Genomic DNA, 12808 nt, shown 5'->3' on the forward strand with positions numbered 1-12808 from the left:
GCGAGGTTGTGCGTCCTCCGGCCGCGAGGTGTACCGGCGTGGGCAGCCCCGGCGGAGCAGGGACGCCGGCGCGCCGGTCACCGTGACCATTGTGGACACTGTGGAGCGGCTCGATGCAGCAAGTGAATTCATTGGGGGACCTCGCGGACCTGGTGCGGGAGCGGAAAGAACTGTACGTGCGTTGGGCGCCATCGCCCGAGCACCGGCCGGGTACCAGTCGTGACGAGCTCACCGGGGTGGAACTGCCCGGCCTGTCGGTGAACCCCCTCGCCCCCGAACCGTGGTGGCGCGACCAGCCGCTGGACTTGTGGCTGGCCAGGAGGCTCTACGACTACTGCCACCTCCGGCACGAACGGCGCCGGGACACGAAACCCTGGGTGCTATCGGGAAGAATCGTCGGCTCCGGACCGGACAACGAGCCGTTGCTCACCGATCCGGAGCCGGTCGCCCGCATCTCCACCGACGTCTTGGACGAAGCGCGCGATCTGTTGCAGCAGCACGCGAAGGAGGACGCTCAGTGGGGTCCCCTGCGCCGCCCGCCGGAGCTGGACCGAGCCTGAGAGTGGGGTTTCACCCCGTCCGCACGGCCAGCAGCTCGACGACGTCCTCGGCCCGTTTACGTTCCGCGAACCGGGCACGCTGCCGGTCCGCGCCGCTGCCGTCCTCGACGAGCCGGGCACAACCTTCCCGGACGAAGTCGTAGTCACCGCTCTCTTTGAGCGCACCCGCGGTGAAGGCGACGACGTCGTCGAGCACCTCGGTGGCGGGCGCGAGGTCACCAGTGCGGGGATGGGGACAGCGGCCGGACAACCCTTCCCTCGAAGCACGCCAAAGATGCGCTCGCAACACTTCGTTGGGCAGTTCGGCCGGCCGTTCGTCCGAGTCGAGGATCGTGGCGACCATGCCGCGGATCAGCACTCCCAGCAGAGTCGCTTCCTCGGGGGTGGCGGCGACGTCGGAGAACCGGAACTCCAGTGTCGGCTGGTTCTCGGAAAGCCTGACATCCCAGTAGATCATCGCGCGATCGAGGATCGCGCCCGCGCGCAACCAGGCGTCCACGATGCTTTCGTAGTGGTCCAGCGAAGTGAAGGCGGGCGGTGGTCCGGCCGAGGGCCACCGGCTCCACTGCTGGTAACGCCAGCTGCTGTAGCTGGTGTCGTAGCCATCGCAGATGGCGGAGTTCGCGGTCACCGTCAGCAGGGCGGGCAGCCAGGGCCGGACCCGCGCGATCACCTGGATACCGGTCTCGCGGTCGGGGATGGCGATGTGGACGTGGCAGCCGCAGGTGTGCGAGGTGCGGGCGGTGGCCCCGAAATGTTCGGCCATCCGCTCGTAGCGGGGATTCGGCGTGATCGCGGGGAGTTCGCTTTCCGCCAGCGGGGCGCTGCCACAGGGCAACAGACGGCAGTCACGCCGGGCGGCGGCACTCGCCAGGTCCGCGCGAAGGTTCCGAAGCTGCCGCAGAGCATCGTCGTGCGTGGTGCAGATGTCCGTGGCCGATTCGGCCTGTGAGCGGGTGAGTTCGTGCTGAAGCTCGCCCTCGTCTTCGTCCGCGGCGTCGACGACCGTGTCGCCCGCCGGGGCCAGGTGGCCGTCGCGGCCCACCACGAAGAACTCTTCCTCGATACCGAACGTGAGTACGTCGTCTTTCACCTGCGGCAAATACCCGGGGCACGCGCTGGGCAAACGTGTTTTCCGCAAGGCGGAAGGGGGTACTCGGCGGCATGGAACCCATGTCGGCGGAGCCGCCGTATCTGCTGGCCGCGCAGGCCGGAACCGTCGTACGCCGGCTGTACCGGCGGGTGCGGGAGGGCGAGGTGGACACACCGGCCGACCTCGTCCGCACCATCGGCGCGCTGCGGCGGTTGGCCGACGACCTCGCTCATCTCCTGCCTGGTCTGCAGGATCAGCTGGAGGACCAGCTGCTGTCCGGCCGAGTCGGCTCGGCCGACGCCGCAGGGGAGGCGTGGGAGAAGGTGGCGGGCGTCGGCTTCGCGCTCGCCCAAGCCCGCGCCGGAGGCCTTCTGATGGCGGAAGAACTGGGCGCTTCGCAACGGATGCTCGGTGAACTCACCGCTCGGTGAGCCGGTCGTAGGTCCCTACGCCCGCGCGTGAAGGAGCCTTCACGCGTCGCCGTTACGACACTAGGCGCGGACCACCGCGACGGGGCAGCGCGCGTGGTGGAGGGCGTCGTCGCTGACCGAGCCGAGCAGCAGCCGCCGCAACGGGCCGTGCTCGCTCCGGCCGAGCACCAGCAGGGCCGCGTCCGAGGATTGGCCGGTCAGTGCCTGCCCGGCGGGGCCGATACCGTGCACGACCTCTACGGCCACCTCCGGGAACCGCTCCCGCAAAGGTTTCAGCTGGCGGTCGACCAGCTCGTCGGAGATCTCCTGGGGCACCGCGGGCGCCGGATCGAGGACCGGGCCACCGAGCAGCGGTTCACTGGCCGGTCCCCAGACCGGAATCCGTGCGACGTGGACCGCGTGCACCGCCAAGCCGTGGCGCGCCGCGAAGTCGAACGCGAAGCCGGCCGCGGCGGAACTCTGCTCGGAGCCGTCGGTGCCGAGCACCACCGGCCCGCCGGGGGCGGACTCTTCACCGCGGACGACGATGACCGGCCGTCCGGCGGTCCTGGTGACTTCAACTTCGGTGGAGCCCAGTACCGCGCGGGTGAAGACGCCGGTGTGGGATTCGCCGAGCACGATCATCGCGGCGTCCGTCTCGTCGGCGATCGAGGTCAGCACCGCCTCCGGCGTCCCGCCGCGGACGACCGTCCGGACGTCGAGGCCGGGATCGGTGCGGTGGATCGCTTCGGCCATCGAGCCGAGCTGCCGTCGCGCCGGTTCCACCGAGGCCGCCTCGTCGGCGGCCCCCGGAACGGCTTCCGCGAGCGGGGTGGCCACCAGATCGGCGCCGGGCGGAGGCAGGCGGTCATGCGCGCAATAGCCGAGCACCAGGCCGCATCCGCGGGCCTTCGCTTCGGTGAGCGCCCAGCGTACGGCCCGCCGGGCCTCGGTCGAACCGTCGAACCCGACCACCAGCGGGCCCGCATCGGTCTGCGCGGTCGACATCGCCATCACCTCCCGATCCGTACCGGGGTACCCGTTCCGGGTGGTTTTCAAGCAGGGGTGCGCTGTGCTGTTTCACCGCGCGCCGGACCTGGGTATTTGCAGAGATGACTTCCCTGTCCACGACACATCAGAAGCTCGCGCTTCTGGTGCCTGAGGAGCTTCACACGCTCGAAGGCGCGGAACAACGGCTGCGGCTGCGCGTGAGCAGGCCCACCCGGGGGACCGCCGTGGTCAAGGCCAGCGGCGAAGTCGACCTCGACACCGCGCCCCGGCTTTGGGAGCTGCTCAGCGAACGGCTGCACGGCAACGGCACGAAACTGATCGCCGACCTGTCCGAGATCGTCTTCTTCGGCGCCGCGGGAATGCGGGTACTGCACCGGGCGCGGTTGCTCGCCGACGAGACCGGAACCCGCTTCTTCGTCTTCCCGGGCGAATGCCGCTCGGTGCGTCGTTTGCTCGATCTCTGCGAAGAAGCCGACATCCGGACCCTCTAGGCGTTCAGCCCCGACCGCGGGCGTGACCACCTCGGGGTAGCGCGGCGTGAGCGCGTTGACGGCCAGGACGTCGCCGACCTCTTCCGGGCGCAGGTCCGGGGTGAGCAACTCCCAGACCACCTGGATGCCGACGTGGTACGCGGTGAGCACGAGGTCAATCGGGATGCCCTCTTCCGCGCGGCGGACTCGCGGAGGAAGTCGAGCTCTTCCCGCGTGGGGGTCGCCCCAGTACGCAGGGTGCCGATGAACGAACGCATGTTCTTTCGATCACCTGGGTGATGTCGCCGCCGAGTTCGTCGGCGGGCAACAGGTCAGCCATCCATCATGTCAGCCGGTAAGCATGCCGTGTGTGTCCCCGAGGCCGTACTCGGCTACCGCCGGCGAGCAGGCACTCGGGGAATCCGGGCGTCAGCGAGTGAGCGCGTCCCGGGCCGATTCAAGGGTCGGATGCACGTTGAAGACGGCATCGAGGCCGAGGAGGGACATGGGGCGGAGCAAGGCCCGCTCCTGGGTGACCAGGATGAACGGGACGCCCGCCTCCTCGGCCTTCGCCCGGATCTGGACGAAGGCGGTGAAACCGGACGAGTCGCAGAAGGTGACCTTGGACAGGTCCGCGATCAGCGCAGCGGGGCTGAACCGGAGTTCTTCCTCCAAGCTCTGCCGCAGACCGTCGGAAACGGCGAGATCGATTTCACCGGAAACGGTGACCACCGTATCAGTGTCGGACGCGGTGACCGAGACGTCGAGAGGGGACACGAATCTCCGGGTTGAACGAGGCCGTTCGGCGGCGGGTGCGCGATAGTCGGTCAAAAGTGACTCCTTGCCGGTACGGGGCCCGGCTGCTGCCCGGCACGGGCAATACCGGACCCGAAAGAAAAGGTCCGGCGGCTGGTGTCTGAACCGCGACAAGGCAACCGTATCAGCCCCTCTGCCCGCACCGCTGGATGAGCGGGTTTCGGGCCGGTCACCCGCCACCGGACAGTGGGTGTCTCCGGCCTAGCGCCGTTACGCCATCCGCGCTCGTGCTTCGCCGACCATGACCTGATCGAGGTCGGGGTGGATTTCGTCGGCTCTGTCCCACAGCTCGGCCGCCAGCGCGGCGGAGCCTTCGGCCGCTGCCACATTGCCGAGACCCGTGTACGCGCGAGCGGTCTCGTAAGAGCTGCCGCAGCCTTCGGCGCGGTCCGCGGCGGCGCGATAGGCAGCGGCCGCGAGGTCGTGGCGCTCCGCGTGGTACCAGGCCCAGCCCGCGCAGTTGAGGGCCATCGCGGCATCGAGGTCCAGCCCGAGTTCGTCGAAGACGGACAGCGTTTCGGTGGCGAGCGCGGCGGCGTCGGCGGCCCGGCCGAGCGCGGTCAGCACGAGCGCGATCCCGCGGGCGGTGATCGCGGCGTTACGGCGATTGCCCTTACGCAGGTAGAACGCGTGTGCCTGCCGCAGATCCCGGAGCGCGTCGTGGTGCTTGCCCCGGTAGTGGTCGGCCCAGCCGCTGTGCGCCAGCACCGTGCTCTCCCCGTGGCTGTCGCCGATACGCCGGAAGAGCGCGAGCGCTTCGCTGTAGCAAGCCGACGCCTCGTCGAGGTCGCCGCGGTCGACGAACGCGACCCCCAGGTTGGCCGTGGTGGCGGCGAGTGCCCAGGTGTCCCCGATCGCCTCCGCGGCCGTCTGCGCCCAGCGATGGGTTTGCAGCCAAGGGTCCCAGAGCTTGGCCACGAAGAAGAAGTCACGCAGGAAGAAGGCGAGCTGCCAGCACCTCTCGTGCTCTCCGCGTTCGCCCGCCGCCCGGCACAGGGCGACCAGTCCCGGCCATTCGGCGCGGAACCAGGACATCGCCATCTCGGTGTCGTCCAGCCTGGCAGGCTCCGGGACTTCCGGATCGAAGGCCAGCTCCGGAACGAAGCGGTATGGGGTGAGCATCTTATCGGCCTGGGCGGCACTTCTCACCGCGAAATCGGCGAGCATGCTGAACGCTTTCATCCCGTCCTCCGTGTCTGTGAGTACGAATTCAGCCGCGAATGCATGCAGCAGGTCATGGAATCCGTAGCGATCAGGTCCTGGTTGGGTGAGCAGATGCGCTTCGTGGAGACGGTCCAGCAAGCGATCGGTCTCCCGGAGCGAAAGCGCGCTCAGCGCACTCGCGGTATGGATGTCGAAGTCGGTTCCGGGGTGGACGGTGAGTAGGCCGAAGAGCCGTGATTCGGCGGCACTCAGCTGCCGTACGGACAGCTGGAACGCGGCGGCGAGCGTCCGTTCGCCGTCGTCCAGCTCGCCGAGACGAGCGGTTTCGTCGTCAAGGCGACGGTCGAGTTCCGCGATGTCCCACGCCGGATGCGCGCGGAACCTCGCCGCGGCGATCCGGATCGCGAGCGGGAGCCGGGCACACCGTTGGACCACCCGGGTGACAACGGCCCCGGCGGGAACACCGGTGACAGTGATGAAGAGGTCCACCGCCGCGGCCGTCGAGAGCATGTCCAAGGTGACGTGCTCGGCGTCGTCGAGCGCGCTCAACCTGGACCTGCTGGTGATCAGTACGCGGCACTTCGGCTCGGCGGGAAGCAGCGGACGTACTTGCGCCGCGTTGACCGCGTTGTCGAGCACCAGGAGGAGACTGCGGCCACGGAGCCGGGATCGGTACAGCGCGGCGCGATCGTCGGGATCGACCGGGATACGGTCCGCCGGAACGCCGAACACGCGCAACAATCTGTCGTGCACCGCGCTGGGGTCACCGACTTCGTGGCCGCGCAGGTCGATGAACAGGCAGCCGTCGGCGAAGCCGGTTTCCAGCCGTCGCGCGCACCGCACGGCGAGTTCCGTCTTGCCGACACCGCCCATACCGGATACCACGCAGATACCCCCGTCGGTTTCGAGCGCCGCGCGAATCGCCCGGAGTTCCGCGGTCCGGCCCGTGAAGGCGGACGTCGTCGCCGGCAATCCGGACGGCCGGACGTCGGGTCGTGTCCTGCGCCGCACGGGCTCTCCCGGCAGCAGGGGGGTCAGTGCCCCTGCCACGCCGAGTTCGGCTTCGCACAAGGCGGCGAGTGCCGGATTCGGGGTGGAGAGGCCGGTTTCGACTTTGCTGAGATAGCCCTTGCTGTAGTGGGTGCGAGCGGCGAGTTCGGTCAGTGAAAAACCCGCCGCTTTACGGCGGCGTCTGAGCTCGGCCCCGAACGTGGCCCTTTCGTTCATCAGCACCCACCCTCGTCGGAGGATCAGTATGGCCGCGTGGACGGTGCCCTGGAACCGGCCGTCGCCGACCGGGACGCCGGCCGGGTCCGGGGACCCGGCCGGCGGCTGCGCGCACAGCCCGTGGTCGTGGATGATCATCGTCGTCCTCAGCCGAAAACGAGGCCGAGCAGGGCGAGGATCAGGTCGATGGCGTGGGTCTGCATGGTCAGTCCACCTCCTTTCCGTGTGTGGCGACCGCGGGTTCGACCGGGTTCGCCGGCGCGGTTCCCTGTGCGCTGCCGAGCCCCACTCCGATAAGGAGCGCGACCAACCCCAGCCAGAAAGCCAGTCGTACGAGCAGCGAAAACGAGCACTCGACCTTCATTCCGACTCCTTCGTGGGCGTGTCAGGGCAGCACTCGACAACACGGGAAAACCGCTGGTTCGGGTGTTATTCGCCGCGAAATCGAGCGGCTCACCAAGAATGCGATGCCCACCTGGGTGCGACAAGGAGTTTCCTGTTTCCCGTATGGGCGGGAAAAGGAAACCCGAAAATAACGATCGGCGATATACCGCCGTGACCGGCTGGACACAGGCGTCCGTGCTGACGACTATTGACCACCGTGCTTGAACCACTAGGGGAGGACTGGTGAACATCAGCGCTGCGGACCTGGCAGGCGAATTCAAGCTGCTCCGGCGGGGCAGGGGAATTGCGGCACCTCAGCTCGCCGAACGTGCCGGGCCCGCGCTGCGCGCGGTCTGCGGTATGGCCGAAGACGACGAAAACGCGGAGATCAGGAGGAGGATGACCGAATGCCTGTCCGAGTGGACGCTTTCCCTGCCGGACGATCTGCGCACCGCCGTGCTGGCCGCGTTCGGGCTGCACCCGGAGGCTGCGAACCCGTTCTACCAGGACCGGGTGCGCTGGCTGGCCCGGTATCTCCAGCGTGATGACCGGACCGCGCGCCGTCGTATCGACGAAGGCCTGGAACGGCTCGCCGAGGCCGCCGCCGCGTCCACAAGCGAATCGGGCGGGGCGGCGTCGGCTCAGCCGAGCAGGCGTTGGCACACCGAGGAGTTGCGCGTGACCCTGGCGCTCGATCAACCGGTGCCGGAGGCCTTCGAATTCCGCCGGATCGTCGCGGACGCCGACGACATCGCCGAGCTGGACCTCGCGCTGACCCTGACCAACTCGGTCTATCGGGGCGAAGCCATCGGCGCCGACGATCTTCGGGTCGACGTCTTCCACGGTGGGCGCCTTGCCGGGCGGGTGATGGAGTCCACCGATCGCGTCGGGCTGTCGTTACAATTACCCACACCGCTTCAGCGGCACGGTAAGCATGAAATCGCGTTGCGATTCAGAGCGAACATCACGGATCCGCATTTCGTCTGCGTTCCCCGGCATCCGGTTGACCTGTTCGACCTGCACGTTCGGTTCGCCCTGCCGATCCCGGGCGAAGTCGTGCAACTGGAGCGGGTCTTCCAGGAAGACGCGAGCGACGACGCGACGCGGGGGATCCCTTTGACGCCGGACGGCTCCGGGGAAATCCACGTCCAGTTCCGGCGACTCGCGCCGGGGTTCGCTTATGGGGTGCGGTGGAAATTCGCGGGCCCTGGCCTGCCCGGCTCGGTGAACTGACGGCCGGGCAGGAGACGGCCTAGCTCGTTGTCGTGGGCGGCGGGATCTCCTCGGGCAGTCCGAGCACCTTGGCCTCGCCGAGGTCGAGATGATTTCTCGAAGCCCCGCACTCCCCGGCTTTCACGGGTTGCCAGCCGATCTTGAGCCGGAGCACACCGGTGAGGTCGAGATCGACCGGCGCCATCTTGTTCAGCTCGAGTGTGGTCGAGAGCAGTTTGCGGTTGTCGCCGAAGATCTCCAGCTGCACCTTGAGCGTCGAGTCCTCCGAGTTGTCGTCGAGACCCGCCGAGGCGACGAGCCGCCGGAAACCCTTGGAAAGGTTGTATTCGGCGAACTCGGCTTCGCTGCACTCGTAGACGCGGCTGGCCAGGGTGTGCAGGTAGGTCTTGCCGGCTATCGCGCCGGTCTGCTGGCCGGAGTCGAACGAACCCCGTACCGGGGTCATTTCAGTGAGGTAGCGCTCGGCCGGCAGCGAAGGCGTACTCGACGGAGCGGACGCCGGCGTGGTCCCGGCCGCCTGACCGGTACCGGTCGTCGCCGGGGCCGCCGTGGCCGTGACCTGCACCGTCGTCGTGGGCACCGGAGCGGCCGCCCGCGGGTCGGTGGAAGGAGAGTTGCCGGTCAGCGCGACGGTGGTGACCGCTCCGGCGGCGACCACGGTGGCGGCGAGAGCGATCGGCACCCATTTCTTCTTTCGCCGGGGCGGGGGACTGTACAACTGCTCGCCGTACATCTGGTCTCCGATCATGAACGAGGATGGGACGGTGTCCTGCCGGTCTTTCGCCGATTCGGGACGCGGCGGCCGGTCGAGCCGCTGCCCGACCGGCTCGCCGAGGAGGTCGGGCGCCATCGCGCGGAGCACGGCGGCCGTCCGGTCAGCGGACGGCCGGAACGACGGATCGAAGGCCAGGAGCAGCCGGATCAGGTCCCACAGGGGGTCGGGAAGCTGTCCCGGCCGACCCGGTCCTTCGTCGACGGCCCGGACGAAACCGGCCATGAACGGCGTGACTCCGCAATACAGTTCGTAGAGGAGCGCGCCGAGCGAATAGATGTCGGCGGCCGGGCCGCCTTCGCCCGCTTCGGGGGCCGCGTACGTCGAAGCGGTCAGCAAGGAGGTCTGCCCCGAGACGCGGGGCGCCATCAGCGACGTCGCCGTGTCCGACAGCCGGGGTAGCCGCACCGGGCCGCGGTCGTCCATGAGGACGTTCGCGGGCTTGACGGCCCCGTGGACGATCCCGAGCGAGTGCACCTCATGCAGGGCGGACGCGATCCCCGCGCCGATCCTGGCGATCTCCGCGGGGAGCAGGGTGCCCGCGGAGCCGAGCCACTGTCGCAGCGATCCACCCGGCACGCGGTCCTGGACCAGCGCGATGGCCTCGTCCTCGACGAGAACGTCGTGCAGGACCACGAGGTTGTCGTGTCGCAGACCGACGAGCTGGGACTGGGCACGGAGGAAACCTTCGACGAGCGAAGGGTCGTGCGTACGTCCGAACGGCAGCAGCTTGATCGCGTAGTCCTCGCCGTCCGGCCCAGTGGCGGCGAAGACCTCTCCCGTCGAGCCCCGGCCCAGCGATTCGCCGAGCCGGTAGCGGCCGGCCAGTTCACCCTCCATGGTCATTCGCCTTTCTTCTTACTCGTGCCGAACAGCCGTTCGGCCGTGAACAGTGCGGACACGAGCGGCCGGGGGAGCCGGATCACCCGTTTCGCCGCGATCGCCTTGGTCGACAGTTCGGTCGCGATGCCGAGCGCGGCGACGATGTCGTCCGCGGCACCGTCGACCAGCTCGGTGGCGCGCCGGTACTGGTCGCGTCCGCTGAAGGCGAGCGCGATGCCGAGATCGAGCCTGCTTTCCAGGGTTTCCGGATGCGTCAAGCCCAGCAGCCGGATCTGTGGTTGGAGGATGTCGTCGAGAAGATCGGCCTGGCGGCCGAACTCGCGCAACTGCCCGTGCGCCAACGCCATGCCGTGCCTGATCCGGTACCGCAGCTGGTGCTCGCCACCGAGGACCCGGATCACGGTCTGCTCCGTCGCGCTCAGCACGCGCAAGGCCTGTTTCGGCCGGCCCAGTGCCAGAAGCGCGCGATCGGCCATGACCGCGACAGTCAACGTCAGCGGATTCTCGGCACCGTAGCGTTTTCCGTACACGTTTTCGAGTTCTCGCAGTTCCGTGGCGGATCGTTCCCAGTCGGCGCGGTCCGGGCGAAGATCACGCAGGTCGAGGGTGACCGTGGCCTCCGCCTGCAGCAATTCCGCTTCGGTACACCGGAAATGCCGTTTCCTGCCGGTGGCGTGAAAGATCGCGACCACCTCCGCCGAGACTTGGCGGGCCCGCCTCGGATGGCCGTCGAGCAGCAGGACACGGGCGTATTCGAGCAGGGCCGACGGCAGGACGTCGTCGCGCAGCGGCCCGGGTGGTGCGTCGTGGAGCTCCGGCAAGATCGCGTCGAGCGCGGTGATGGACTCGCGGGGGCGGCCACGCAGGCGGAACGCCTGTGCGCTCGCCACGACCGCGGGGAACCGGTCCTCGCCACGGGCCGGGAGCCGGCTGCTGTACTCGTGCCAGAACGTCCGGTCACCGGCGTCGTAGTCACCTTGGCAGTCGAGCGCCTGCGCGGCGATCAACCTGGCCGTGTACCGCTCGTCCTCGGTGCCCGCCAGCAGCAACGCGTGGCGGGCATGCCTGACGGCCTCCGGGTAGAGCCCGCAAGCGGTCTCGACGCGGGCCGCGCCGGCGAAGTCCGTGCTCGTCGCCCCGCCGGTGGTCAGGATCATGGCGTGGATCTCGCCGGCGGCGAGCGGATCCCCCTGCTTTTCGTGAGCGACCGCGATCGGGCGCAGCAGCCGGATCCGGTGTGCCGGGGAGGTGCGTTCGGCGAGGACGCGCGCATGTTGGAGCAGGAAGTCCCGGTACTCGGCGTGGTCGTCGGAAAGAAGCCGTAACAAAGTTTTCGCCGCAGACTCCGGCAGATCGCCCGGTTCGAGTCCGGCCTTGGCCACCTCGGCGACGAGCGGTTGCAGTTGCAGCCCGCCGTCCACCCGGGAGGCGACACAATGCGCCGCCAGCTCGTCGACGGCTCCCGCGAACTCACGTTCGTCGGCGAACCCGAGGACGTCATGGGCGAATCCGGCCGGAAAGGGAACCGGTGCCAACAGGCTGCCCAGCCGGACGACGCCGCGGGCGAGCGGACCGAAACCGTCGAGAAGATCCCGGATCGCCCGCGGGGGGGTGTCCGGGCGGGTGGCGAGGGAGACGTCGTCAAGCGGCCCCGGCCGGTGCCGGACGGCCAAAGCGTTGGCGCGCACCGTGATCGGATGCCCGCCGCAGCGCTCGACGAGACGCAGCACCGCTTCCCGTTCGGCATTATCGGCAGGTGCGCGATACTCGTTGAACAGCCGGAGCCCCTCGGCCGGGGACAGCCCGGTCAGGTCCACCGCCGCGACGTCCCACGGGGAATGGGCCACACGGCTGGTGATCACCGTGGACACTTCGGCCGCGGGAAGCAGCAATCGGTCGAGCACGTTCGGTGGGAGTCCGGCCGGAACATCGTCGATGAGGACGAGGACTCGTTTCCCCTCGGCACCGAGCCGCTCGGCGACCTGGTCGCGTAGCCGGTCGAGGTCCATGCCGGACACGTCGACACCGAGCCGTTCCCCGGCCACGCGGGCAAGCGCGAGGTGAAACTGGGAAAGTACCTCTTCCGGAGCGTGATGCCCGAATGGGCCGAACCGGATCACCCCGCCGTCGAAAGCGTCGTGGAAGAGATAGGCGTACTGCTCGGCCAACGCGGTCTTGCCGACACCCGGCAGACCGCGCAGCATCAGGATCGGCCGGGAATACGGTGTCATGCCCGGGTATTCGGCGGCGTGCAGACCACTGTGGACAGCCCAGAGTTCCCGGTATCTGCCGATCACCCGCGTCGGCGGCCGCCGTCCGGGCGCACGGTTCCAGGCACCGAGTGGATGCCCGGCCTCGGCCACCTTGCGCCGGACGCGCTCGACCAGTCCGGGCATGGTCTCCGGCGTGACCGGGCCGGTGAAGAACTTCGCGTCGGCGAGTTCCACGGGTGCGATGTGCCCGCTGTCGGGCTCAGGATTGATGGCGAGTACCCGATTCGCCGGAGCGCCGTGGCGCCTCGCGGCGAGAAAAGCGGCGGTCAGCTCCCATTGGCAGGCGTACCGGGTCGGAAGGACAGAGGAGTAGTACACGAGCAGGACGCGTGAGCCGGCGATCGCGTCGGCGAGTTCGCGAGTGATCGGGGCGAACTCGTCGATGACGGTGTCCCGGAAGACCCGGAGCCCCGCCTCACGAAGCGCCGCCTCGATCTCGACCACCCGCGCCGCGCCTTCAGGATCGGCTCTGGTGAAACACAGGAAGACATCGAAGCGATCCGAGCTGCGGGCATCGGACAGGCCAGGGTCGGGATCCGTCATCTGTGTTCT

At 68.8% G+C, this 12808-nt stretch carries 11 protein-coding genes; 4 read left to right on the forward strand and 7 right to left on the reverse strand.

Translation table 11 applies throughout. The annotated features are described in order from the left end of the window. Positions 1 to 113 precede the first annotated feature (113 nt). Complete coding sequence (locus ACZ54P_RS12680) at positions 114 to 560, forward strand: DUF6098 family protein (protein WP_465461655.1); 447 nt, start codon at positions 114 to 116, stop codon at positions 558 to 560. Positions 561 to 570: 10 nt separating this feature from the next. Here the strand turns inward: ACZ54P_RS12680 and ACZ54P_RS12685 are convergent, their stop codons facing one another. After that, positions 571 to 1653, reverse strand: coding sequence for a carboxylate-amine ligase (locus ACZ54P_RS12685; RefSeq protein WP_465461656.1), 1083 nt, complete (start codon positions 1651 to 1653; stop codon positions 571 to 573). Between the two features lie 71 nt (positions 1654 to 1724). Between ACZ54P_RS12685 and ACZ54P_RS12690 the strand changes: the two genes are divergently transcribed. Continuing rightward, positions 1725 to 2084, forward strand: a complete 360-nt coding sequence (locus tag ACZ54P_RS12690; RefSeq protein ID WP_465461657.1) for a hypothetical protein — start codon at positions 1725 to 1727, stop codon at positions 2082 to 2084. Positions 2085 to 2144: 60 nt separating this feature from the next. On the opposite strand, the gene ACZ54P_RS12695 is transcribed toward ACZ54P_RS12690, so the two are convergent. Beyond that, the gene (locus tag ACZ54P_RS12695) at positions 2145 to 3071 is read right to left on the reverse strand and encodes a universal stress protein (RefSeq protein WP_465461658.1); all 927 of its coding nucleotides are present in this window, start codon (positions 3069 to 3071) and stop codon (positions 2145 to 2147) included. Between the two features lie 146 nt (positions 3072 to 3217). On the opposite strand from ACZ54P_RS12695, the gene ACZ54P_RS12700 reads away from it, so the two are divergent. Further along, positions 3218 to 3565 carry an STAS domain-containing protein gene (locus ACZ54P_RS12700; protein ID WP_465461659.1) on the forward strand — a complete coding sequence of 116 codons (348 nt, stop codon included), beginning with the start codon at positions 3218 to 3220 and terminating at the stop codon, positions 3563 to 3565. Positions 3566 to 3973: 408 nt separating this feature from the next. On the opposite strand, the gene ACZ54P_RS12705 is transcribed toward ACZ54P_RS12700, so the two are convergent. The 3 genes from ACZ54P_RS12705 to ACZ54P_RS12715 all read right to left on the reverse strand — a co-directional run bounded on the left by ACZ54P_RS12705 (position 3974) and on the right by ACZ54P_RS12715 (position 7115). Next, on the reverse strand, positions 3974 to 4321 hold the full coding sequence (locus ACZ54P_RS12705; protein ID WP_465461660.1) for an STAS domain-containing protein: 348 nt from the start codon (positions 4319 to 4321) through the stop codon (positions 3974 to 3976). A 249-nt stretch (positions 4322 to 4570) separates the two neighbouring features. Next, positions 4571 to 6889, reverse strand: coding sequence for an ATP-binding protein (locus ACZ54P_RS12710; RefSeq protein WP_465461661.1), 2319 nt, complete (start codon positions 6887 to 6889; stop codon positions 4571 to 4573). A gap of 67 nt (positions 6890 to 6956) precedes the next feature. Beyond that, positions 6957 to 7115 (reverse strand): hypothetical protein, encoded by a 159-nt coding sequence (locus ACZ54P_RS12715; RefSeq protein WP_465461662.1) that lies wholly within the window; start codon positions 7113 to 7115, stop codon positions 6957 to 6959. A 263-nt stretch (positions 7116 to 7378) separates the two neighbouring features. Between ACZ54P_RS12715 and ACZ54P_RS12720 the strand changes: the two genes are divergently transcribed. Next, entirely contained in the window at positions 7379 to 8368 is a 990-nt protein-coding gene (locus tag ACZ54P_RS12720; RefSeq protein ID WP_465461663.1) for a hypothetical protein, read from the forward strand. A gap of 19 nt (positions 8369 to 8387) precedes the next feature. Here the strand turns inward: ACZ54P_RS12720 and ACZ54P_RS12725 are convergent, their stop codons facing one another. Both ACZ54P_RS12725 and ACZ54P_RS12730 read right to left on the reverse strand, forming a co-directional pair. Beyond that, positions 8388 to 9986 carry a protein kinase domain-containing protein gene (locus tag ACZ54P_RS12725; protein ID WP_465461664.1) on the reverse strand — a complete coding sequence of 533 codons (1599 nt, stop codon included), beginning with the start codon at positions 9984 to 9986 and terminating at the stop codon, positions 8388 to 8390. After that, positions 9983 to 12799, reverse strand: coding sequence for a tetratricopeptide repeat protein (locus ACZ54P_RS12730; protein ID WP_465461665.1), 2817 nt, complete (start codon positions 12797 to 12799; stop codon positions 9983 to 9985). The genes ACZ54P_RS12725 and ACZ54P_RS12730 overlap by 4 nt, the downstream gene beginning before the upstream one ends. Positions 12800 to 12808: the final 9 nt, after the last annotated feature.

The organism is Amycolatopsis sp. NPDC034160, from assembly GCF_055575355.1.

Coding starts and splice junctions, on each gene's coding strand:
- ACZ54P_RS12715 (WP_465461662.1), bottom strand. CDS start 7,115: ATGAAGGTCGAGTGCTCGTTTTCGCTGCTCGTACGACTGGCTTTCTGG.
- ACZ54P_RS12680 (WP_465461655.1), top strand. CDS start 114: ATGCAGCAAGTGAATTCATTGGGGGACCTCGCGGACCTGGTGCGGGAG.
- ACZ54P_RS12695 (WP_465461658.1), bottom strand. CDS start 3,071: ATGTCGACCGCGCAGACCGATGCGGGCCCGCTGGTGGTCGGGTTCGAC.
- ACZ54P_RS12730 (WP_465461665.1), bottom strand. CDS start 12,799: ATGACGGATCCCGACCCTGGCCTGTCCGATGCCCGCAGCTCGGATCGC.
- ACZ54P_RS12710 (WP_465461661.1), bottom strand. CDS start 6,889: ATGATCATCCACGACCACGGGCTGTGCGCGCAGCCGCCGGCCGGGTCC.
- ACZ54P_RS12725 (WP_465461664.1), bottom strand. CDS start 9,986: ATGACCATGGAGGGTGAACTGGCCGGCCGCTACCGGCTCGGCGAATCG.
- ACZ54P_RS12690 (WP_465461657.1), top strand. CDS start 1,725: ATGGAACCCATGTCGGCGGAGCCGCCGTATCTGCTGGCCGCGCAGGCC.